Annotated in this window: 21 protein-coding genes; 13 read left to right on the top strand and 8 right to left on the bottom strand. The window is 64.8% G+C overall.

Annotated elements, in window-relative coordinates:
* Positions 1-132 precede the first annotated feature (132 nt).
* Positions 133-1,281, top strand: a complete 1,149-nt coding sequence (locus OSH12_RS13720) for an alpha-D-ribose 1-methylphosphonate 5-triphosphate diphosphatase (RefSeq protein WP_266344402.1) — start codon at positions 133-135, stop codon at positions 1,279-1,281.
* Positions 1,282-1,366: 85 nt separating this feature from the next.
* On the opposite strand, the gene OSH12_RS13715 is transcribed toward OSH12_RS13720, so the two are convergent.
* From OSH12_RS13715 to OSH12_RS13690, 6 genes are all read right to left on the bottom strand, one after another.
* On the bottom strand, positions 1,367-2,353 hold the full coding sequence (locus OSH12_RS13715) for an aldo/keto reductase (RefSeq protein WP_266344131.1): 987 nt from the start codon (positions 2,351-2,353) through the stop codon (positions 1,367-1,369).
* A gap of 287 nt (positions 2,354-2,640) precedes the next feature.
* Positions 2,641-3,495 carry a substrate-binding periplasmic protein gene (locus tag OSH12_RS13710; RefSeq protein WP_266344130.1) on the bottom strand — a complete coding sequence of 285 codons (855 nt, stop codon included), beginning with the start codon at positions 3,493-3,495 and terminating at the stop codon, positions 2,641-2,643.
* A 39-nt stretch (positions 3,496-3,534) separates the two neighbouring features.
* Positions 3,535-4,323 carry an amino acid ABC transporter ATP-binding protein gene (locus tag OSH12_RS13705; protein ID WP_266344129.1) on the bottom strand — a complete coding sequence of 263 codons (789 nt, stop codon included), beginning with the start codon at positions 4,321-4,323 and terminating at the stop codon, positions 3,535-3,537.
* Positions 4,320-5,060: an amino acid ABC transporter permease gene (locus tag OSH12_RS13700; protein WP_266344128.1), complete on the bottom strand. Its 741-nt coding sequence runs from the start codon at positions 5,058-5,060 to the stop codon at positions 4,320-4,322. The genes OSH12_RS13705 and OSH12_RS13700 overlap by 4 nt, the downstream gene beginning before the upstream one ends.
* Positions 5,061-5,357: 297 nt before the next feature.
* Positions 5,358-6,251, bottom strand: coding sequence for an aldose 1-epimerase (locus OSH12_RS13695; RefSeq protein ID WP_266344127.1), 894 nt, complete (start codon positions 6,249-6,251; stop codon positions 5,358-5,360).
* Positions 6,252-6,253: 2 nt separating this feature from the next.
* Entirely contained in the window at positions 6,254-7,072 is an 819-nt protein-coding gene (locus OSH12_RS13690) for an IclR family transcriptional regulator (protein WP_266344126.1), read from the bottom strand.
* A gap of 327 nt (positions 7,073-7,399) precedes the next feature.
* On the opposite strand from OSH12_RS13690, the gene OSH12_RS13685 reads away from it, so the two are divergent.
* The 12 genes from OSH12_RS13685 to OSH12_RS13630 all read left to right on the top strand — a co-directional run bounded on the left by OSH12_RS13685 (position 7,400) and on the right by OSH12_RS13630 (position 21,111).
* The gene (locus tag OSH12_RS13685) at positions 7,400-9,130 is read left to right on the top strand and encodes an IlvD/Edd family dehydratase (protein WP_266344125.1); all 1,731 of its coding nucleotides are present in this window, start codon (positions 7,400-7,402) and stop codon (positions 9,128-9,130) included.
* Between the two features lie 7 nt (positions 9,131-9,137).
* The gene (locus tag OSH12_RS13680) at positions 9,138-9,914 is read left to right on the top strand and encodes an SDR family NAD(P)-dependent oxidoreductase (RefSeq protein WP_266344124.1); all 777 of its coding nucleotides are present in this window, start codon (positions 9,138-9,140) and stop codon (positions 9,912-9,914) included.
* Positions 9,914-10,936, top strand: a complete 1,023-nt coding sequence (gene araD1 / locus OSH12_RS13675; RefSeq protein ID WP_266344123.1) for an AraD1 family protein — start codon at positions 9,914-9,916, stop codon at positions 10,934-10,936. The genes OSH12_RS13680 and araD1 overlap by 1 nt, the downstream gene beginning before the upstream one ends.
* 108 nt (positions 10,937-11,044) lie before the next feature.
* Positions 11,045-12,064, top strand: coding sequence for an ABC transporter substrate-binding protein (locus tag OSH12_RS13670; RefSeq protein ID WP_266344122.1), 1,020 nt, complete (start codon positions 11,045-11,047; stop codon positions 12,062-12,064).
* Positions 12,065-12,279: 215 nt separating this feature from the next.
* Entirely contained in the window at positions 12,280-13,380 is a 1,101-nt protein-coding gene (locus OSH12_RS13665; RefSeq protein WP_266344121.1) for an ABC transporter ATP-binding protein, read from the top strand.
* Positions 13,377-14,249, top strand: coding sequence for an ABC transporter permease (locus tag OSH12_RS13660; RefSeq protein ID WP_266344120.1), 873 nt, complete (start codon positions 13,377-13,379; stop codon positions 14,247-14,249). The genes OSH12_RS13665 and OSH12_RS13660 overlap by 4 nt, the downstream gene beginning before the upstream one ends.
* Positions 14,249-15,058 (top strand): ABC transporter permease, encoded by an 810-nt coding sequence (locus OSH12_RS13655; protein WP_266344401.1) that lies wholly within the window; start codon positions 14,249-14,251, stop codon positions 15,056-15,058. The genes OSH12_RS13660 and OSH12_RS13655 overlap by 1 nt, the downstream gene beginning before the upstream one ends.
* Positions 15,059-15,766: 708 nt before the next feature.
* Positions 15,767-17,308 carry an ABC transporter substrate-binding protein gene (locus OSH12_RS13650; protein WP_266344119.1) on the top strand — a complete coding sequence of 514 codons (1,542 nt, stop codon included), beginning with the start codon at positions 15,767-15,769 and terminating at the stop codon, positions 17,306-17,308.
* Positions 17,309-17,412: 104 nt separating this feature from the next.
* Entirely contained in the window at positions 17,413-18,360 is a 948-nt protein-coding gene (locus OSH12_RS13645; RefSeq protein WP_266344118.1) for an ABC transporter permease, read from the top strand.
* Positions 18,361-18,374: 14 nt separating this feature from the next.
* Entirely contained in the window at positions 18,375-19,286 is a 912-nt protein-coding gene (locus tag OSH12_RS13640; RefSeq protein ID WP_266344117.1) for an ABC transporter permease, read from the top strand.
* Complete coding sequence (locus OSH12_RS13635; RefSeq protein WP_266344116.1) at positions 19,283-20,275, top strand: ABC transporter ATP-binding protein; 993 nt, start codon at positions 19,283-19,285, stop codon at positions 20,273-20,275. The genes OSH12_RS13640 and OSH12_RS13635 overlap by 4 nt, the downstream gene beginning before the upstream one ends.
* A complete protein-coding gene (locus tag OSH12_RS13630; RefSeq protein WP_266344115.1) occupies positions 20,272-21,111 on the top strand; it encodes an ATP-binding cassette domain-containing protein in 840 nt (279 codons plus the stop codon). Before OSH12_RS13635 ends, OSH12_RS13630 begins: the two co-directional genes overlap by 4 nt.
* A 187-nt stretch (positions 21,112-21,298) precedes the next feature.
* On the opposite strand, the gene OSH12_RS13625 is transcribed toward OSH12_RS13630, so the two are convergent.
* Together OSH12_RS13625 and OSH12_RS13620 are read right to left on the bottom strand one after the other, a co-directional pair.
* A complete protein-coding gene (locus OSH12_RS13625) occupies positions 21,299-22,288 on the bottom strand; it encodes a GntR family transcriptional regulator (RefSeq protein WP_266344114.1) in 990 nt (329 codons plus the stop codon).
* Positions 22,285-23,046: an SDR family NAD(P)-dependent oxidoreductase gene (locus OSH12_RS13620; protein ID WP_266344113.1), complete on the bottom strand. Its 762-nt coding sequence runs from the start codon at positions 23,044-23,046 to the stop codon at positions 22,285-22,287. The genes OSH12_RS13625 and OSH12_RS13620 overlap by 4 nt, the downstream gene beginning before the upstream one ends.
* Between the last annotated feature and the right edge of the window lie 44 nt (positions 23,047-23,090).

Below are 23,090 nucleotides of genomic sequence, written 5' to 3'. Positions count from 1 at the left end.
ACCCGTCGCGGCCGGCTTTGCCATGCCGTCTTGCGCGCATCCGAAAGTCCGTCACGAAACCGCAACAAAACAGGCTTAGGTGCGGCCGCAGGCTCGTCTCTGGGCCATCCCTCCGCCCTACCCGCATCCCGGATCGCCATGCAAACCGTCCTGAACAATTTCCAGATCGTCCTTCCGACCGAGATCATCCGGGGCAGCGTCGTTCTTGAAGACGGCCGCATCCAGGAAATCGACAGCGAGGCCAGTTCGGTATCGGGCGCCATCGATGGTGACGGTGACTTCCTGCTTCCCGGCCTGATCGACGTCCACACCGACAATCTGGAACGTCACTTCGCGCCGCGCCCGGCCGTCGCGTGGCCTTCGGCGATCGGCGCCGTGCTGGCCCATGACCGCGACATGTTCGGCGCCGGCATCACCACCGTCTACGACGCCATTTCGCTCGGCGATTACGACAGCGGCGGCGAGCGCCGCGCGATGATCGGCAAGAGCATAGAGAACCTCGACGCAGCGCGGGCGCATGGCCTGCTCAAGGCCGACCATTTCCTGCATTTCCGCTGCGAGGTATCCGACGCCGGCGCGCTCGACATCTTCGGACGTTATGCCGACCATCCGCGCCTCGGTCTGGTCAGCCTGATGGATCACACGCCCGGCCAAGGCCAGTGGAGCGATCTCGCGATCTATCGCGCCTTCCGCCGCAAGAAGAATGGCCGCGTTTGGACCGATGCCGAGTTCGACGCCTACATCGCCCAGCGCCGCGCCGACCGCGAAACCTATTCGACGCCGCAGCGCGCCGAGATCCGCCGACAGGCCGCCGCGCGTGGCATCCCGCTCGCCAGCCATGACGACACCACGCCGGACGAGGTCGATCGTGCCCGGCAGGAGGGCGTCGCAATCTCGGAATTCCCGACGACGCTGACAGCGGCCCAACAGGCACGCGCCAGAGACATGAAGATCGTCATGGGCGGACCGAACGTCGTGCTCGGCCGTTCGCATTCCGGCAATGTCAGCGCCGCCGAACTGGCGGTCCACGGCCTGCTCGACGCGCTCTCTTCCGACTACGTGCCGACCAGCCTGCTTGAGGCAGCCTTCGTGCTCGCCGGCAACGGCATGTCGCTGCCGCAGGCGCTCGCCACCGTGAGTGCGACCCCGGCCGACATGCTCGGCCTTACCGATCGCGGCCGGATCGAGCCGGGTCGGCGGGCCGATTTGCTGCGTGTCCGCCTCGTCGACGGCCACCCGGTGATCCGCTCGATCTGGCGCGCCGACGACATCCGGTTCTGAGTCTGACAAACAAAAAAACCCGACCTGTCGTGGACAGGCCGGGCTTCTTTGTCAGGGTGATGGCCCGGCAATGCCGGCCAAAGGCCTACCAGCGATGGTGGACGTGCGGCTTGACCAGCCGGTCGTAGATTTCTACGATCCGCGCGCGGTTTTCCGGCGAGATGCCGGCGAGGTTGCTCGCGGCGGCGTTGGACTGCGCCTGCGTCTCGTTGCGGGCGCCCGGGATCACCACCGAGACGGCCGGCTGCAGCAGGATCCAGCGCAGCGCGAAGGTCGACATCGCGACATCGGCCGGCAGCAGCGGACGCAGTTCGTCGACGGCCTGCAACGCGACGTCGAACGGCACGCCGGCAAAGGTCTCGCCGACATCGAACTGCTCGCCATGGCGGTTGAAGTTGCGGTGGTCGTCGGCCCGGAAAGCGGTGTCGCGGGTGATCTTGCCCGAGAGCAGGCCGGATGCCAGCGGCACGCGAACGATGACGCCGACATTCTTCTTGCTCGCCTCGGCGAAGAAGAGGTCATGCGGGCGCTGGCGGAAGATGTTGTAGATGATCTGGACGGTGGCGACGTTCGGATACTCGATCGCCTTCAGCGCCTCTTCGACCCGCTCGACCGAAACGCCGTAATTGCGGATCTTGCCCTTGGCGACGAGGCCGTCGAGCTCGCCGAAGAAATCGGGGCGATAATAGACGTCGGTCGGCGGGCAATGCAGTTGCACGAGGTCCAGCGTCTCGATCTGCAGGTTTTTCAGGCTGCGGTCGATGAAGGCCTCGATATTGGCGCCGGTATAGCCGTCCGCCACATGCGGGCTCAGCCGCCGGCCTGCCTTGCTGGCGACGAAGGGACGGTCACCACCGCGCGCCTTCAGCACTTCGGCGATGATCTTTTCCGAGCGGCCGTCGCCATAGACGTCGGCGGTGTCGATGAAGGTCACGCCGGCATCGAGGGCGGCGTTCAGGGCCTTCTTGCCGTCTTCCTCGCTGACGTCGCCCCAGGAACCGCCGATCTGCCAGGCGCCGAAGCCGATTTCCGAGATCTGTGCGCCGGTGCGCCCAAGCTGCCGCTTCTTCATGTCATGTTCTTTCTTTTCACGCGGCCAGACGGCCGTGTCGCGCGGCTTTCCGCGCGTGCTCCCGAATTCGTTCGTCTGGGGCCCGGCCGGGGGATATCCGCGATCGCGGCGACGGGGTCGCTCGGGACGCGGCGCGACGGCCGATCGACGCACGCGCTACCCTTGCGCGACTTGGCGCCGGAAGCAAATGCTATGCGGGGATCCCAACAAAAACAGGCCGGCATGAGCCGGCCTGCCAGAGTGTGACGCAGAATGTCGCCCGATCCAGAGACCGGGCGAGGAAGCGGTTACTTGTCGACCGGGAAGAACCAGAGATTGCGGTCGGTGTAGCCGAATTCCTTGATGATGGCGGACATGGTGCCATCGGCGCGGATTTCGGCCAGAGCGCGCGAGATGGCGCTGTTCAGATCGACGTCTTCCTTGCGAAGCGCGTAGCGGGCGTAGCCGTATTCTTCCGGAAGCGGCTTGTAGTCGGAAACCAGCTCCATGGCGGCATCCGGATGCTTCTTCAGGAACTGGCCCACCTTGATGTCGTCTTCCATACCGACGTCGAGACGGCCGGCGATGATGTCGGAGAACTCGGCCTCGTTGCTCGTGTAGAGCTTGAGTTCCTTGAGGTCGGTCCGCTTCTCGAGCAGGCCGTGATTGACAGAGCCGCGCAGCGTGCCGACGGTCTTGCCGGCGAAATCATCCCAGCTGTGGATGTTGAGCGGGTTGCCCTTTGCGACGGTGACGCCCGAGCCGTACCAGTAGGACGGGCCGGTGAAGGCCAGAACCTTCAGGCGCTTTTCGTTCTCATGCAGATTGTCGACGATGACGTCGCCGCGGTTCGAAAGCAGGGTCGGCACCATCGCGTCGAACGGGATCAGCGACCAGGTCACCTTCTCGATGCCGAGGCGCTTGGTGATCTCGCGGAAGATGCGGACGTCGGTGCCGTCATATTCCTTGGTCTTCTCGTCCTGGAACGTGTTCGGCGGATCGGCGGCGATCAGCAGGGTGATGCCGTCGGCGATGGCGCGCTTGTAGGAGCCGTCGCCGCCATCATAGGTGGCGTTGCCGACGCCGATGTCGCCGGCCCAGGCGGCGGATGCCGACATGACGCCGGCCACGACCGAAGCAAGAACAAAACTGGTCAGTTTCACTGGATAGTCCCCTCGTTGTTTTTGTTGAAGGCAAACGCTCTATCGACTGGCCGCGGCGCCCATTTCCCTGTTGCGCTCGAGGACAGATCGCAGAAAGTCCCGGGTCCGCTCCTGCTGCGGCGCGGAGAAAAGCTCGTGCGGCTTGCCGCTTTCGACGATCTTGCCGTCGGCCATGAAGACCACGCGGTCGGAGACGTCGCGGGCAAAACCCATCTCGTGGGTGACGACCACCATGGTCATGCCTTCGTCGGCCAAGGCCCGCATGACGCGGAGCACCTCGCCGACAAGTTCAGGATCGAGTGCCGAGGTGACCTCGTCGAACAGGATCGCCTTCGGCCGCATGGCGAGCGCACGGGCAATGGCGACGCGCTGCTGTTGGCCGCCGGAAAGCTCGTGCGGATAAGCCTGCGCCTTCATGGCGAGGCCGACCTTTTCCAGGAGGCCCAGCGCGATGTCCGTCGCCTCGCCGCGCGACCGTCCGAGCACGTGGATCGGCGCGACGGTGATGTTCTCCGTCACCGTCAGATGCGGGAACAGGTTGAAGGACTGGAACACCATGCCGACCTTGGCGCGGATCGCTTCGATCTGCTTCTCGCTGTCGACAATGAGCTTGCCGTCCCGCTCGTAGCGGTAGACCGGCTGGCCATCGATCGAGATCGTGCCGCTGCCGATATCTTCCATGTTGTTGATGCAGCGAAGCATCGTTGACTTGCCCGAACCCGATGGGCCGATGACGCAGACGACTTCCGCCTTGTCGACCGTCAGCGAGACGTCCTTCAGGACGTGGTGGGCGCCGAAGCTCTTGTTGATGCTCTCGAGGCGGATCATGACTTGGCGGTCCCTTCGACGGTGGCAACCGGGGCAATGTCGGACGCCACGACGACAGGGCGCCGCGCGCCGATCGCCATGCGCTTTTCCAGGTAGCGGACAAGCAAGGCCGCCGGATAGGAGAAGAACAGGTAGATCGCGCCGATGATCGTGAAGACGGTGAAATACTGGAAATTCGTCGACGAGATGATCTGTCCGGTGAAAATAAGCTCACGCACCGTTACGATTGATACCAGCGACGTATCCTTGAAAAGCGAGATGCAATAGTTGCCGAGCGGCGGGACGACGACGCGGATCGCCTGCGGCAGGATGATCAGGCGCAGCATCTTGCGGCGCGACATACCGAGCGCCTTGGCAGCCTCGACCTGGCCATGCGGAATGGCGACGATGCCGGCGCGATAGACCTCGGCGAGATAGGCCGAATAGTTGATCGACAGGCCGATGACGCCGGCCATGAAGGGATCGAAACGGATGCCGAAGGCCGGCAGCACGAAGTAGATGTAGAACAGCTGCAGCAGGCAGGGCGTGCCGCGCACGACCTCGATGTAGAATGACGCGGCGATGCGCAGAATTCGCGATCGACCGATCTTGGCCAACGCCAGCAAAAGCCCGAGCGGCAAGGCGATGAGCATGACGCAGAAAGTAAGCTGAAGGCTGATGGCGGCGCCGCGCATCAAATCCGGGAAATAATCCCAGAAGCCCTCGAAATTAAACAAGTCGATGAATGTCGTGAACACGGGACGCCTTCCCTGGGAGCAGATGCATGGGCTGCTCTACAGAAGAGCCGCTCCCGCAGTGCCTCCGTAGGAAACACTGCCAGATCCATGTTTAATGTTTTGCATTACGAAATAGTGTTCTGTAATTAAATGCTATGTTTGCTGAAGCGGAATGTCAACGACCGTCTTACAACTTGGCTGTCCTTGAGACGGGCGTTGTTGCGCAAGATCACTTCGCCACGGCCTGCCCGAAAATCAGTCAAAGCGCTTTGAAGGTAAGCATTCGGCTCGCCGGCGGCCTTCGGCCGAAGGCAGCCGTCACGGCAAGGCGAACGGGGACAGCGATATCGCCGTTGTCAGCGTTTCGCCGGGGGCAAGAACCACCATTCCCGTGTCGTTCCGGGTCTCTGCGAGATTGAACGCATCGGTGGAATGGCTGACCGGCTCTGCGCAAAAATGGGAAGCGCCGGGTGGCGTGTAGACCACGAGATGACGCAGCGGCGCATCGGCCGCCATGCTCAATCCCGCGCCAAGTTCCGGCCAGCGAAGGGTCGCCGCGCCGTCCCAGCCGGCAAAGGCAGTGTCCAGCGATGCCTCGCTGACGACCAGACGCGGCGCGCTGCCCCAAAGCTCGGAGGCCAGACCGAGACGCGTCGGCATCACCTCGTCATCGACATGCCAGACCGATTCGACCCGAGCTTCGAGCGTGGTTTCCGGCGTCGCCGGGAAAAACGGATGCAGCCCGAAGCCGTAGGGCATCGGCTCCACGCCTCGATTATGCGCCGTCAGCGTGACGCGCAGCCGATCCGGCAACAATTCGATCGCCTGCTCGATGGCATAGGGAAACGGCCAGGCGTCGCCGGCATGCTCATAGCGCAGGACGATCTGGCCCGGCCCGCGCGCGGCGACGGTCCACGGCCGCTGCCAGCCATGGCCATGCTCGACATGCGGCCCCGGCGTGTTGCGCGGCATCTGGATCTCGCGGCCGGCGAAGTTGAAACGCCCGTCGCGCAGGCGGTTGGAGAAAGGCGTCAGCGGAAAGCAACCGGCCTCCTCGTCGCCGTCATAGGGCAGCGACATCGGCCGGATCAGGTCGAGCCAGCGTCCGTCGGGATGACGCCACTGGCAGGCGGCGATGCGGCCGCCCAGTTCCGGCAGCAGGGTCAGGCGAAAGCGCTCCGTCTCCAGACCGGTGGTATCGACCCGGGTCACGGTCAAACGTCCGTCTGCGGTCGCAGGGTCCAGGCTTCGAGCGCCGAAGGACCACCGAGCGCGCGCGAAATCAGATCGGCATGGCGCACCAGTGGCTCGGCGATGGAGCCCACCGCCTCCAGCGGCAGCAATTGCTTCAGCGTCGTGACGCTGATGGCGCCGAGCGTCTGGCCGCCACGGCCGAACACCGCCGCCGCGACGCAGATGATGCCCTCATGGTCTTCCTCGTCGTCGATCGCGTAGTGACGCGCCGCGATCCGGTCGAGATCATCGCTGAGGGCCGCGATCGAGGTCAAAGATTTTGGCGTCCGCGCCGGATAGCCGACGCGCTCCAGCAGTTGCAACGCGCTCGGGCGCGGCATGGCGGCGAGCAACACCTTGCCGACGCCGGAGCAATGCGGCTGTTCGCGCCGGCCGAGCGCCGCATCGAAGCGGATCGCGCCCGGCGCATCGACGCGGCCGATCACCACCGCGAAGCCATCATCCATCATGGCGACGCGCGAGGTCATGCCGATCTCCTGCGTCAGGTCGCGCAGTACCGGCAGCGCCACTTCGGCAAGCCCGGTATTGGCGACGGCAAGATCGCCAAGTCGCAGCAGCGACAGGCCAAGGCGGTAGCGCCGTGTCATGCCTTCGCCGCTATCGGTCACGACGCCCCTCGCCCGCAGCGTCGCCAGGATCGCGTAAGCCGCCGGCTTCGACAGGCCGATATCGCGGGCCAGATCCGTCAGCCTGGCGCCCGCCGGCCCGCTGTCGGCAATCCGCTCCAGCAGGTCGAGCGCACGCCCGAGGCTCTGCACCCTGTATCGCTCATCCGTCATCGTCGGCCGCCCTTCATTTGGATCGACGCCCAGCTAAGCAGCAATTTCGGCGGCAATCGAGTCGCAATAAGAAACAATCTTCTTCAATACAAAACTTTGTGTCGTGACAAAAACCGTTTCAGCTCCCCCTCCAGGATTCCTCGCAAAGGCGCGGCGCTCATGGATTTTGCCTTTCGGGCGGCTCGGACCGGGTCGCGAAGACAGCGTGTGCCGCCGATTTCACTCCCCCAAAAGCCACCGCATCCTGGTTGACTCGGATCAGGAAAGGAATAGAATCCTGTAATACAAAATAGTGTTCTTCAATAAGAAACATTTCCGAGGGCATCCATGGCCGATGAGCCGCGTAAATATCGCTCCACCTCCTGGTTCGGCGGAGCCGGCAAAAACGCCTTCATGCATCGCAGCTGGATGAAGAATGAAGGCCATCCGCCTGACGTCTTCGACGGCCGCCCGGTGATCGGCATCTGCAACACCTGGTCGGAACTGACGCCCTGCAATGCGCATCTCCGCACCATCGCCGAGCATGTGAAGCGCGGCGTCTATGAGGCCGGCGGCTTCCCTCTCGAATTCCCGGTGATGTCGCTCGGCGAGAGCAACATGCGCCCGACGGCGATGCTGTTCCGCAACCTCGCCTCGATGGATGTCGAGGAATCGATCCGCTCCAACCCGATCGATGGCGTCATCCTGCTGGTCGGTTGCGACAAGACCACGCCGGCCCTGCTGATGGGCGCTGCAAGCTGTGATCTGCCGACCATCGCCGTCTCCGGCGGCCCGATGCTGAACGGCAATTTCCGCGGCAAGGCGATTGGCTCCGGCACGCATGTCTGGAAGTTCTACGAGGACGTAAAGGCCGGCCGCATGTCGGTCGACGATTTCCTCGCCGCCGAACAGGGCCAGAGTCGTTCGGCCGGCAGTTGCATGACGATGGGCACGGCTTCGACGATGGCGTCGATGGTCGAGGCGCTCGGCATCGGCATGCCCGACAACGCCGCGATCCCCGCCGTCGATTCCCGCCGCGCCATCCTGGCGCAGGAATCCGGCCGCCGCATCGTCCAACTGGTGCGCGAGGACGTGAAGATGTCGAAGATCCTCGTCCGCGAGGCCTTCGAAAATGCCATCCGCGTCAATGGCGCCATCGGCGGCTCGACCAATGCGGTCATCCATCTGATCGCCGTCGCCCGCCGCCTCGGCCTCGACCTGTCGCTCGACGACTGGGACAAGTTCGGCCGCGACGTGCCGACCATCGTCGATCTGATGCCGTCCGGCCGCTACCTGATGGAAGACTTCTATTATGCCGGCGGCCTGCGCGCCGTCATGCGCGTGCTCGACGAGCACGGCCTGCTGCATGGCAATGCGCCGAGCGTCGCCGGTCCGACCATCGGCGAGATCGTCGCCGATGCGCCCAACTATAATGGCGAGGTCATCCGCTCCTTCGAGGAGCCGCTGACGCCGCAGGGCGGCATCGCCGTGCTGCGCGGCAATCTCGCGCCTGGCGGCGCCGTCATCAAGCCGTCAGCGGCGACCGAGGCGCTGATGCAGCATCGCGGCCGCGCCGTCGTCTTCGAGACCATCGAGCACTACTACAAGCGCATCGACGACCCCGATCTCGACATCGACGCCAGTTGCATCATGGTGCTGAAGAACTGCGGCCCGAAGGGTTATCCCGGCATGGCGGAGGTCGGCAACATGCCGCTTCCCGCCAAGCTGCTGCAGCAGGGCGTCACCGACATGGTGCGCATTTCCGACGCCCGCATGAGCGGCACGGCCTATGGCACCGTCGTGCTGCACACGGCGCCGGAAGCCGCCGCCGGCGGCCCGCTGGCGCTGGTTCGCGACGGCGACATGATCGAGCTGGATGTTGCCGGACGGCGCCTGCATCTCGACGTCTCCGACGCCGAACTGGAGGCCCGCCGCGCCGATTGGGTGCCGCCGACGCATGAGGGCATCAACGGCTACCAGAAGCTCTTCGTCGACCATGTGCTGCAGGCCGACGAAGGCTGCGATTTCGACTTCCTGCTTGGCAAACGCGAAGCGGGCATTCCCCGCCATTCTCATTGAGGCGCAGATGGAACCCGAATTTTCCGAAGCGATTTATCCCAGCCTGAAGGACCGCGTCGTCTTCATCACCGGCGGCGGCAGCGGCATCGGCGAAAGCCTGGTGCGGCATTTCTCGGCCCAGGGAGCCAACGTCACCTTCGTCGACCTCGCCGAGGACGCATCGCGCGCCCTGGTCGAGAGCGTCAGGGCTGATGGCCACCGCGCACCCGACTTCATCCCCTGCGACCTGCGCGACATCGAGAAGCTGCAGGCGGCGATCCGGGCGACGCAGGAGAAGCATGGCGCCATCCGCGTCCTGCTCAACAATGCCGGCAATGACGACCGTCATCGCACGGAAGACGTCACCGTCGCCTATTGGGACGACCGCATGGCGGTCAACCAGCGCCACCAGTTCTTCGCGGCGCAGGCCGTGCGGCCGATGATGAAGGAAGCCGGTGGCGGCTCGATCATCAATTTCGGCTCGATCACCTGGATGGTCGGCGACGGCGATTGCCCTGCCTACGTGACGGCCAAGGCCGCCATCACCGGCCTGACCCGCGCTTTGGCGCGCGAGTTCGGACCCGAGCGCATCCGCGTCAACTGCATGATCCCCGGTTGGGTCATGACGGAGCGCCAGGTGCGCCTCTGGCTGACGCCCGAGGGCGAACGCCAGATCGCAGACCGCCAGTGCCTGCAGGACCGCGTCCAGCCGTCCGACATCTCGCGCATGGCGCTTTTTCTCGCTGCCGACGATAGCCGCATGTGCACGTCGCAGAATTTCATCGTGGACGGGGGTTGGGTTTGATGCGCGGCGTTGAGACAGGCCGGACAAGGCTGGTTCAGTTCAAGACCGAGACCGGCGAGCGCAGGGTGGCCGTGGTCGGCGCCGATGGCGAAACGCTGCTGCCGCTGCAGGGCTTTTCGACCGTTCACGAACTGGCGCTCAAGAGTGTCGAGACCGGAACGGGGCTGGAGGCGCTGGTCGCCAACACCCCGCGCGACGCCGCCCTCGATTACGACGCCGTGCTGATCGCCGGCCGCGTGCTGCCGCCGCTCGATCACCCGGAGCCGGCCCGCTTCCTGATCACCGGCACCGGGTTGACACATACAGGCAGCGCCACGGCGCGCAACCGCATGCACATGGACACGCATGGCCCGGACGCGATCGAGTCCGACTCGATGAAGATCTACCGGATGGGCCTCGACGGCGGCAAACCAGCCGAAGGCGCGATCGGCATCCAGCCGGAATGGTTTTTCAAGGGCGTCGGCACCTGCGTCGTGCCGACCGGCGCGCCGCTCGACCTGCCGGGCTTCGCGCTCGCCGGCGCCGAGGAAGCCGAGATTGTCGGGCTCTATATCGTCGACGGCGATGGCCAGCCGCGCCGCATCGGCTTCACGCTCGGCAATGACTTTTCCGACCACATCACCGAGGGCAAGAACTACCTCTATCTCGCCCATTCGAAGCTGCGCGAATGCTCACTCGGCCCGGAACTGCTGCTCGGCGAGTTGCCGCAGGAAGTCTCTGGCAACGTCCGCATCATTCGCGACGGCAAGGTCGTCTGGGACGAGTCGTTCCTATCCGGCGAAAGCCACATGTCGCACTCGATCGGCAATCTCGAGCACTACCACTTCCGCTACCCGATGTTCCGCCGGCCGGGCGATCTGCACGCCTACTTCTTCGGCGCAGACGCGATGAGCTACGCCTCGAACATGAAGACCGAGGTGAACGACGAGTTCGAAATCGTGTCGCCGACCTTCGGCAAGCCGCTGCGCAACCGCATGGTCGCCGGGCCTGAGGAGAAGCTGGTTACCGTGACGCCGCTCTGAGCAGCGTGACGGCCAAAAAGTTCAAGAAAGCCTGAGAGAGCGCCAGCCGAGCCACGGTGAAGGCGCTCCTCACACACCACCAGAACACCCATCCAGAGGAGAAGTGTCATGAAGATTTTGAAAGCTGCGCTGGGAGCCGCCGCGCTGGCGGCCGGCCTTTGGGTCTCCGCCGCCTCGGCCGAGACGCTGCGCGTTCTCGCCTGGGAAGGCTATGCCGACCCGGACTGGGTCAAGGACTTCACCAAGCAGAGCGGCATCGACGTCGACGTCGTCTTCGTCGGCAGCGACGACGAGATCTGGGCCAAGATCAAGGGCAGCGAAGGCAAGGACTTCGACGTCATGGCCGTCAACACGGCTCAGTTGCAGCGCTACATCGACGCCGACCTGGTCAAGCCCTGGGACCTTTCCAAGATCCCGAACCAGAAGGACGTGCTGCCCCGCTTCCAGGACCTGTCGAAGATCACGGGCATGACCCGCGACGGCAAGGTCTATGGCATTCCGTTCTGTTTCGATTCGATCGGCCTGATCTACGACACCGACAAGGTGAAGCCGGCGCCGACCTCGATGTCGGTGCTGTGGGATCCGCAATATGCCGGCAAGGTGCTGGCTTATGACAATGGCGAGCACAATTTCTCGTTCACCGCGCTGACGCTCGGCATCGAGAACCCGTTCCAGCTCTCGACCGACCAGTTCGCCACGGTCAAGGCCAAGCTACTTGAGCTGAAGCCGAACGTCCTGAGCTTCTACACGACGGCTGACGAAGCCCTGCAGATCTACCAGAACAACGACGTCGCGCTGATCTGGGCCAATTACGGCCAGCAGCAGCTGAAGGCGATGCAGAAGGCCGGCGCCCATGTCGCCTATATCGCGCCAACCGAGGGCTCGCTCTCCTGGCTCGACAACTGGGCGCTGACCAGCGGCGCCAAGGATCCCGACGCTGCCGCGAAGTGGGTCAACTTCCTGCTCGACAAGAAGATCGGCGCCGAGCTTTCCGAGCGCACCGGCTTCGGCAACACCGCCGCCGCCAGCTCGAACGCCAACGACAATGACAAGCTCGTCTGGCTCGAAAGCGTCGAAGACCCGTTGAAGCGCTCGGATCTCTGGAACGAGATCAAGGCCTCGCAGTAAGCGCGTCACGGGAGCGAAGCTCCGGGTGAGGGTTTAGGGAACGATCCGGGTGAGACCGTAAACCCTCACCCGCCGCACTGCGCTCTTCACCTCTCCCTCCGGGAGAGGTGAAGAGCGCCCCCCCCGAAAACCGGATGGAACCACGGCTCCATCCTCTCCTGTCTCACCCCGCGCGCACTGCGCGCGGGACCCTTTGTCGATGGTTCGGGGTGGCAATGGCCGAAGCCGGTATCCTTCTGAAACTGCGGTCGGTTTCGAAAAGCTATGGCGCGACCGCCATCCTGCACTCGATCGATCTCGACGTGCATGACGGCGAGTTCATCACCATTCTCGGGCCGTCCGGCTCGGGCAAGACGACGATCCTGCGCCTGATCGGCGGCTTCACCCAGCCTTCCGGCGGCCAGATCCTGCTCGACGGCAACGACATCGCCGCCATGCCGATCAACCGCCGCCCGTTCAACACCGTGTTCCAGGATTATGCGCTGTTCCCGCACCTGACGGTGGAGGCGAATGTCGGCTATGGCCTCGCCGTGCGCGGCACGCCCCGCGCCGAGACGGCGAAGCGCGTCGCCGATGCGCTCGAACTGGTGCAGCTCAGCCATCTCGGCAAGCGTTTCCCGGCGCAGCTTTCCGGCGGCCAGCGCCAGCGCGTGGCGCTCGCCCGCGCCATCATCTGCCGGCCGCGCCTGATCCTGCTTGACGAGCCGCTCGCCGCCCTGGACGTCGAGCTGCGCCGCCACATGCAGACCTTCCTGAAGTCAATCCAGACCGAGATCCGCACCACCTTCCTGTTCGTGACGCACGACCAGGAAGAGGCGATCGCCATGGCCGACCGGATCTGCGTGATGAGCGCCGGCCGCATCGAGCAGATCGGCTCGCCGCACGAGGTCTATTACCGGCCGGGCACCGAGTTCGTCGCCAAGTTCTTCGGCGAGAACAATCTCATCCCCGGCACGCTCGGGCCGGTCGACGGCGCGACCCGCTCGATCGACACGGCCGTTGGCCGCCTGGTCTGCGCGATCGATGGCCAGCCGCAGATCGCGGCACTCCCGGCCGGCAGTCCGGCGTTGGCCGTGTTCCGCCCCGAGGCGGTCGGCATCGGCGAAGCGGCCGAGGGCGAGAACCGGATCGCCGCCCGCATCGACCAGGTCGCCTTCGGCGGCGCCTCGACGATGGTCAACACCGCGGCGGTCTACCAGCCGCAGCAGGTCCTGAAAGCCCGCCTGCCAAGCCGCCCGGACGGCACGTCGCTGTCGCAGGGCGAGACCGTTCGGCTGGTGGTACCGAGCAGCGCCTGCCGCCTGGTGCCGGCATGAGCGAGCGCGCCGCTCCGGCCGGGCCAAGCGCGCTGGCGCCGTGGCTCGCGACCATCGCCGCCTATGTCGTGCCGCTCGGCTTCGTACTGGCGCCGATGGCGCTGTTCCTCGTCTATTCCTTCTTCAGCGTCGACCACGGCAGCATCGTCTTCTCGCCGACGATCGCCAACTATGTCCGCTTCTTCACCGACCCGGTGTTCCTGCCGATCTTCTGGCGCACCTGCCTGCTCTGCTTCACCGTCGCGCTGCTCTGCGTGCTGTTCGCCTTCCCGGTCGCCTATTTCCTGACGACCTTGCGCGGGCGCAGTCGCTACATGCTGCTGGTGCTGCTTCTGGTGCCATTGCTGATGAGCTACGTCATCAAGATCTACGCGGTGCGCAGCATCCTCGGCGGCAATGGCATGTTGAACCGCGCCCTGCTCGCGACCGGCCTGATCGACAAGCCGTCCATGCTGTTCGTCTTCAACCTGAACGCCGTGCTGCTGACGCTGACCGTGCTGCTGATCCCGTTCGCCGTGCTGCCGATCTTCCTGTCGCTGGAGCGCATCCCGAAGGCGCTGCGCCATGCCTCGGCCGATCTCGGCGCCACCAACGCCCAGACCTTTTGGCGCGTGACGGTGCCCTTGAGCCTGCCGGGCACGCTTTCGGCGATGAGCTTCGTCTTCGTGCTGGCGATCGGCGACTTTCTCACGCCGCAAATGGTCGGCGGCCAGTCCGGCTTCACCTTCGGCCGCATCATCTACAGCCAGTTCGGAACCGCCTTCAACTGGCCGTTCGGCGCGGCGCTTTCCGTCATCCTTGCCGCCGTCGTGATCCTCGCGATCCGGCTCGGCGGCAGGCTCGAGAGCAAGCATGGAGGGGCCAAGTGATGCGCTTCGCCGACAGGGCAGCCCCGGCGCTGCTGATCACCCTCACCCTCTTCGTCTTCGTGCTGCTCTACGGCCCGCTGATGGTGCCGATCGTCTCGTCCTTCTTCACCGTCAGCCACGGCGCCGTCGACTGGTCGCAGCCGACCACCTCGGCCTATGTGGCGCTGACCCAGAACGACAGCGTGCTCTCGGCGCTCTGGACGACGCTGATCGTCGGCGCCGGTGCGGTCGTGCTGTCGGTGGCGCTCGGCACCGGACTGGCGCTCTATTACGCCTCGCCCCATGCGAAGGGCCGCAATTTCCTGCAGTTCATCATCTTCCTGCCGTTCCTGATGCCGCCGATCATCACCGGCCTCGCGCTGTTGATTTTCTTTCGGCAGGTCGAATTCGAGCGCTCGCTGCTGACCATCATCATCGGTCACACGGTGTTCGTGCTGGCGCTGGTCTACCGCACGATCCTGACGCGGTTGCAATCGCTGAGCGGCAGTCTGGTCGAGGCCTCCTACGACCTCGGCGCCAGTAGCTGGCAGACGTTTCGCCTGATCCTGCTGCCGAACCTCTCCAGCGCCATGGTAGGTGCTGCCATCCTCGCCTTCGCGCTCTCCTTCGACGAGACGATGATCACCCTGCTGGTCACCGGCACGCAGAGTACCCTGCCCGTCCGGCTCTGGGCGATGATGCGGCTTGGCTTCACGCCCGACATCAACGCGCTGGTTGCGCTGGTGCTGCTGTTCACGACGGTGCTCTGCCTCGTCGCCGTCCGCTACCTGATGCCTGCCTCGGCCATCTCGGGTTCCGACGACAACTGATCCCCTTCCCGCCCGCGCCGGAGAACGGCGCGGGCGGCCTTCGTTCGTCGCGGGCATTGTCTGCGCCACCGGCCGCGCCGCCCTCGTCCACGCGATGAGGTCGCGCCGCCGCCCGATTTTCCCAAAGTTTCTTTCGGATAATCGGAAGCGCCCGCGCAACGACGCGCACGCCCCTTCCCCGCCCAAAATGCCGATCGCTGAAATACGCCTCTCCCGCGCCGTCGCGCGGGCAGCCCACGGCTGGCCAACAGAACCGCGACCTAGCCTCAACAAGCAGGCAACCGACATCTCATCCCATATTGTAGAATGATCGGACGTCGAATTATTCGCGACTGCGGACGGGCTATCGAACAGAACGGCAAGCCACTTGCATTGCCGCAGCATCCTCGACAAACTGAGAAAGACGAGGACGAATATTCATTCCACATAATGGAACGAAGTTTTTGAGTGGCAAGTCTGGCTTGAGCAATAAGAACGAGATCGAGACTGCACCGCGTGCGTTCCCATCGGGATCCGCAGATGCGCGGCATGTTTCGGCACCGCGCCACCAGCCCGCTGCCCTCCCGAAATTCGTCCCGGAGACAGGATTCAGCAGGAGCGCACATCGCGCCTGACAATTACGCCTCGCCCAAAAGGCGCGGCGGCCAAAAGCCAATGTGGCAAGTGACAGATCAGATCACACCACGCCTCCAGAAGGGAACCGAGACCATGCGGGATACAATGCATCCAATCACCAAGCGCCTGGGCCTGCTGACGGCAGCGGCGGCGCTGTTCGCCGGCGCTCTGGGCGGCACGGCCAGTTTCGCCGAGGCGGCCTCGCCGCGCGCGGCTGAGAACAAGATGGTCCTCGTTGCCCGGCAGGACCCCGGCACGCTCGATTTCGTCAAGAGCAACCTGACCGCCATGCGGCTGTGGATTCCGGCGAACATCGTCGAGCCGCTCGTCTACTTCAACAAGGACGGCAGCGTTGCGCCCGGCGTCGCCGAAAGCTGGACAATCAGCGACGACAAGCTGACCTACACCTTCAAGATCCGCGAAACGACATTCTCGAACGGCGCGCCGGTGACGGCGGAAGACGTCGTCTATTCGCTCAATACCATGAAGGCGAGCCCGGTGGTCGACTATGCCGCCGCCTATGAGGCGGTGACGGCGATCGACAAGGTCGACGACCACACCGTCAAGGTGACGCTCTCCCGCCCGAGCCAGAATTTTTGGCGCGGCATGGGTGCTATTTCCGGCCTGATCCAGCCCGAAGCGGCGGCCGGCACCATCGCCACCAACCCGATCGGCACTGGCCCGTACAAGCTGAAGACCTACACCACCAACAGCACCTTCGAGTTCGAAGCCAACCCGACCTACTGGGGCGAAAAGCCGGCGGTACAGAACGTCACCGTCCGCATCATCACCGACGGCACCGCCGGCCTCAATGCGCTCGAAGCCGGCGAAGTGGATTCGCTCCCCGTCATCACGATCGATCTCTGGGAGCAGCTCTCCAAGCGCGAGCTCGACAAGAAGTTCACCCTCGTCACCTATCCTCAGGTCGGCGAGCCAACCTATGCCGTGCTGAACCAGAAGCTCGACAAGGATCTGCGCGAGACCATCGCCAAGACGCTCGACCGCCAGTCCTACAACGACGCCTTCGGCGCTGCCTGGGGCGCGGAAAACACCTGCACCTTCGCTCTGCCGAACCAGGTCTGGTTCTCGCCCGAAAACGCCGAAACCTGCCCGTTCCCCTATGACATGGAAGGCGCGATGGCGACGATCGCCGAGAAGGGCTATGCGAGCACGCCGCTCGAATACGCTTCGCTCAGCGACGTGCCGGACCTGTCGCTGCCGGCCGACATCATGGTGCCCGCCATGCAGGCTGCCGGCTTCAACGTCACCCGCAACGCCATCGACCTCGCCCGTTACTCGCAGCTGATCTTCCAGGGCCGGCCGCCGCAGTTCGACGTGACGATCATGTCGGGCGACGCCAACCCGGTACAGTGGGCCTGCCCGGATCCGACCAAGGCCGGCTGGAGCACCTATTGCTCGGCTGACTACACCAAGGCGCTCGCCGATGCCGACGTCGCGCTGACCGACGCCGACTATGCCGCGCAGATGAAGAAGTCCGCCGACATCCTGCGCAAGGACGCCGTCATCATCCCGCTGATCGCCAAGAAGGGCGTCGGCCTGTTCAATCCCGACCTGAAGGGTTTTGAAGAGCCGCGCGTCGGCGTGGCGATCGAGATGTCCAAGCTGCACTGGTAGTCTCCACAGGCTGAACAGGCCGCCGCCATCGCACGTTTCGCGACGGTGGCGGCCTGTTTCCTCGGCGCACCGCCGCTCCCGACACCCCCGGCTGGGACCCCTGCATGGCGATCTACGCTTTACGAAAACTGGCCTTCTTCCTCGGGGCCGTGTTCATCGCCTCGGTGGCGATCTTCCTGCTGATCCGAGGCGCTGGCGGTAATGTCGCCGCGGTCGTGCTCGGCAAGAGCGCGACGCCGGAAGCGATCAACGCACTTGCCCATGCCTATGGCCTCGACCGTCCTCTGCCCGTCCAGTATTTCGAGTGGGTGCGCGGCATGCTTTCGGGCGATCTCGGCCGCTCCTTCCGCACCAATGAGAGCGTTGCCGATCTCGTCACCGCCCGTCTCTCGGTCTCGATCCCCCTCGCCCTTTCCGGCCTGATCCTCGGCCTGATCATCGCCATTCCCGTCGGCACCTATGCGGCCCGCAATGTCGGCACGCCTTCCGGCGCGCTGCTGGCGCTGGTGAGCCAGATCGGCGTTGCCGTGCCGGTGTTCTGGGCCGGCATCCTGCTGTCGCTGCTCTTCGGCGTCCGCCTCGGCTGGCTGCCGACCGGCGGCTGGACCGACTGGTCGGACAGTGTCTGGGGCGCGATCCGCTCGCTGGTGCTGCCGGTCCTGTCGCTCGGCCTGATCATGGCCGCCGTGCTGATCCGCTATGTCCGCTCCGCTGTGCTCGACGTCATGAACCAGGACTATCTGCGCACGGCGCGGGCGGCCGGCATGACGCGCACCGAAGCGCTGCTGAAGGTCGGCCTGCGCAACGCCTCTTTGCCGCTCGTCACCATTGTCGGCCTGCAGATCGCCGAGCTGATCGGCGGCACCGTCATCATCGAGACAGTGTTTTCGCTGCCGGGCCTGAGCCGGATGATCCTCGCCAATGTCGCCGCGCGCGAGGTGATCGTCGTGCAGTCGACGGTGATGCTGATCATCATCTTCGTCATCGGCGTGAACCTCATCGTCGATCTCCTCTACGGCATCCTGGACCCGCGCGTCCGGTCGACACGGTGAGCGGGAGAAATCAGATGATGACCATGAGCAAATCCTCCCGCATTCCCGTCCCCGCCCCTCCCGGCGTTCCCGCCCCGACGACCGCGAGCAAGAAGCGTCGCCGGCTGCCCCGCAACGCATCGCTGATCATCGGTCTGGTCCTGACCACGATCTTCCTCGCCGTGGCGCTGGTCTCGATCTTCTACCTGCCGTCGAACCCCAACATCCCGGTGATCCGCAACCGCTTGCTGCCCGCCGGCACGCCCGGCCATTGGCTCGGCACCGACGTGCTCGGCCGCGATATCATCGCGCAATTGATGGTCGGCGCCCGCACCTCGATCCTGGTCGGCGCCGGCGGCGCCACCTTCAGTCTGATCCTCGGCACCATCGCCGGACTGGCCGCGGCCGCCTCCGGCAAAATGACCGACGAGGCAATCTCGCGCGGCGCCGACATCATGCTGTCGATCCCCGGCATGGTGACGGCGCTGGTCCTGGCCGCGACCATGGGCTCGGGCGCGCTCACCACCATTCTCGCCTTGACCGCCTTCTTCACGCCCTCCTTCACCCGCGTCATCCGTTCGGCCGCTATCGGCGTGCTGAACGAGGATTTCATCACCGCCGCCAAGCTTTATGGCCGCGGCAAGATCTTCGTGCTCGCCCGCCATGTGCTGCCCAACATCGCCGGCGTGATGATCGTGCAGTTCACGCTCTATTTCGCCGCCGGCATCCTGACCGAGGCCGGCCTTTCCTATCTCGGCGTCGGCGTCCACCGCCCGTCCATCTCCTGGGGCATGATGCTGAACGAAGCGCAGCAGCAGGTCGGCGTCTCCTCGCCGCTCGCCATCTGGCCGGGCCTCGCCATCGTGCTGATGGTGCTGGGCCTCAACCTGCTCGGCGACGGGCTGCGCGATGTGCTCGACCCGAAGCTGGCGCGGAGGGCGTCATGACCGGGACCCAATTGAACGCGCTTGAGGTGAAAAACCTCGTCGTCCACAACACGGCGCTGACCGCCGTGCGCGGGCTGGATTTCACCCTGCCCGCCGGCGGCCGCATGGGCCTTGTCGGTGAATCCGGTTCCGGCAAGACACTGACGGCGCTGGCGCTGATGGGGCTGCTGCCGATGGGCTGGCAGGCGAATGGAACCGTCCACCACGATGGCGTCGACCTGATCGCCCAGTCGGACCGGGCGCTTTCCAGTCGGCGCGGCCGCACGATTTCGATGGTGTTCCAGGACCCGCTGTCCTCGCTCGATCCCGTCCGCCGTATCGGCGTCCAGGTTTCCTCCGTCATTCGCCGACACACCAATGTCGGCAAGCGGGAAGCCGAGAGCCAGACGATAGAACTGTTCCGCCAGATGTCGCTGCCGCGTCCCGAGCAACTGATGCGGGCTTATCCGCATGAGATCTCCGGTGGCCAGCGCCAGCGCATCATGATCGCCATGGCGCTCGCCTGCTATCCGCAGCTGATCATCGCCGACGAGCCGACGACAGCGCTCGACGTGACGGTCCAGAAGCAGGTGCTGCGCATCCTCAACGCGGCCGTAAAGGATCGCGGCTGTGCGCTGATGATGATCACGCACGACCTGCCGATCATCGCAGCGATGTGCGACACGGTCGCCGTCATGTATGCCGGCCGGATCGTCGAAATGGGGCCGGTGGCAGAGGTGTTCCGCAATCCCCGACACCACTACACCAAGGGCCTGCTCGACTCGCAGCCGACCATGGACAACATCGCGCTCGACGGCAGTTCGCGCCTCGCCTCGATCCCCGGCATGGTGCCGCCGCTACACAGCCTGCCTGCCGGCTGCGCCTTTCACCCGCGCTGCGCCGCCGCCACGGAAGCCTGCATGACAAGAGTTCCACCGCTCGACGACGGCTCGCGCCGCACCGCCTGCTGGCACCCGATCGAAGCCTCCGTTGCGATGGTGACGGCATGAACGCACCCGTCGAAACACCCCTGCTCGGCCGTCCGCTGCTGGAAATGCGGCAGGTGACGCAGACCTATTCGCTCGCTCGCCCGACGCTGCTGGGAACCCGACCTTCGCTGACCGTGCTCGACCATATCGATTTCGACGTCCGCCCCGGCGAGGCAGTCGGCCTCGTCGGCGAATCCGGCTCGGGCAAGACTACACTGACGCGCATCTTGACCGGCATGGAAAAGCCGCGCGAAGGCCATGTCTTCTATAATGGCGCCGATATCTGGGACGGCGACGGCGAGCGCTGGCGAACCTTCCGCCGCTCGGTTCAGGTCGTGATGCAGAATCCGCGCTCATCGCTCGATCCGAGAATGCGCATCGGCGTCTCGCTGCTCGAACCGCTTCGCAGCCTCAAAATTGAAGGCGACCACGCAACGCGCGTGTTTGAGGTGCTGGATCAGGTCGGCCTCAGCCGGCAGGCGCTGGAGCGCTATCCGCACGAGTTTTCCGGCGGCCAGTTGCAGCGCATCGCCATCGCCCGCGCGCTGATGCCGGGACCGAAAGTGCTGATCGCCGACGAGCCGGTTTCCGCGCTCGACGTCTCGATCCAGGCGCAGGTGCTGAACCTCTTGAAGGATCTGGTCAACAATCTGGGCCTGAGCCTCGTCTTCATCGCGCACGACCTCTCGGTCGTCGCCTACACGACGAGCCGGGTTTCCGTGATGTCGGCCGGAAAAATCGTCGAGGTCGGCAAGCCGATGGACCTTTTTGTCCGGCCGCAAGCCGAAGCCACGCGGAACCTGGTCGGCGCGATCCTGACGGTCGAAAGCGGCCTCGCGGGGAACGCGCTGGCGTAGGCGACCTCCACCCCCGCGCTCGCCGGCGCATGCCTCCTATCCAAACCCTCGCCGTCATCCCCGCGAAGGCGGGGACCCATACGGCCGCAGGCTTGGGGCCTTTCGCACGGCAATCAACCCGGATGCATGGATCCCGGGTCAAGCCTGGGATGACGCCGAGCGTGGGAGTGGCTGAGGGCGCATGCCCCTACCCCAAAAACCGCGCTGCGAAAGCATGCACTGCCGGCGGGCGCTGGCGGTCGGCGAGGTTGGCCTCGATTGTCGGCAGGACCTCGGCCATCCAGAGCGCCGTATCGACCACGAAGCCGGGCCCCTTCTGGTCGAGCAGGAACGGATAGATCCGAGCCCCGCTCAGGCTGCGGATCAGCGGCCGCCAGCTTTGATGGATATGGCCGCAGATGAAATCCGGCTTAACCCGTTCGATCGCTGCGACCAGAGCCTCGGTATTGCCGATATCCGTCTCCTGATTGACGGCAAGGATCTCCAGATCCTGCGGCGTCGGCGCTTGATCGCAGGCGTCGCAAAACGCCGCGAGACGCGCCGCCTGCTCTTTCGAGCCGATGGTCGAGTCGAGGTAGAGATAGGTCTGTCGCTCGCCACCAAATGCTTCGAACATGCCGGCAAAGGCCGGACCGTAGTCGAGGCGATAGGTGTGGAAGCGTGGATCATCGAGGCTGGTGTCGATCAAACTGACCTGGCTCGACGTTTCGCCCAGCGGTTCCAGCCGAGTCTGTCGTGTAAAGCCGGTCAGCACCACGGCGTCGAGCGCGTCCCACATGCCTGTGGGCATCCGCTCGTCGGTGAAGCTTCCCATGACGAATTCATGCCCGGCCGAGACGACACCCCTCTCGAACGCCATCACCAGCCGCGTATAAAATTCGTTGTCGAAGATGCCGCCGCCGACGATGTCGCGATTATAGAAGAAGCCGATGCGCCGGTGCGCCTCGGCCCAGGGTGTGGCGAGAAGGAAGGAACCCCGGCCGACCTGTCGGCGGATGACCCCTTCGCTCTCCAGATCCTTCAGCGTCTTGATGACGGTGATCAGCGAGAAATCGCAGAGTTTGACGATCTCGTTCTGCGATTCAATCCGGTCGCCGGCCGTGAGCCCCCCGGTCTTCCAGCGCCGGAAAAGCCAGTCGCGGAGCTGGAGATGGCGGGGCGAGGCCTCGAGGTTCAAACCGGCGGTTCCCACGTCTTCTGGATGGCGAGAATCCCGCCATCGACGAACAGCATCTGGCCGGTGATATAGCCTGCCGCGGGAGAAGCAAGGAAGACCGCCGCGCCGCCGACATCTTCCGGTTGGCCGATGCGGCCGAACGGGATCTGCTTGTTCAGCGATGCCCGCACGCCCGGCGTGTCCAGTCCGCGCTGCGTCAGCGGCGTTTCGACGATGCCCGGGCCGATGCCGTTTACCCGCACGCCGCGCCCGGCAAGCGAAACCGCCAGCGAGCGCACCAGCATCAGGACAGCGCCCTTCGAGGCGTCATAGGCGACGCTGTGGCGCTCGGCCGTGACCGAATTGGTCGAGCCGACGAGCACGATGCTCGCCCCCACCTGCTCCGGCGTCAGAAGGCGGACAAAGGCCTGCGAGGCGAACACATAGGCCTTCACGTTGAGATTGAAGGTGCGGTCGAACCGCTCTTCGGTCAGTTCATCGAAGGGCGTGTCGAGGAAGGTGCCGGCATTGTTGACCAGCGTATCCAGCCGCCCCAGCTTCGCATGCGCCTGCTCGACGAGATCGACTGCGCCGCCGGTGGTGGAAAGATCCGCCTGGATGAAATGGCACTCGGTCAAGGCCGAAAGCTTGGCCAGCGCACCATTGTCCGGCATGTGCGAATTGATCACCAGCCGGGCACCCTGGCGGGCAAACGCCTCGGCGATTCCATAGCCGATCCCATGGGTCGAACCCGTCACCAGAACGCAGGACTGCGTCATCGCTTTCTCCTTGCTGCCGTCAATTATGTTGTTAGCATGATAAC

It is taken from the genome of Kaistia terrae (genome assembly GCF_026344005.1).
GTDB classification, from domain to species: domain Bacteria; phylum Pseudomonadota; class Alphaproteobacteria; order Rhizobiales; family Kaistiaceae; genus Kaistia; species Kaistia terrae.
This window is presented reverse-complemented; position numbering and strand designations above follow the sequence as displayed.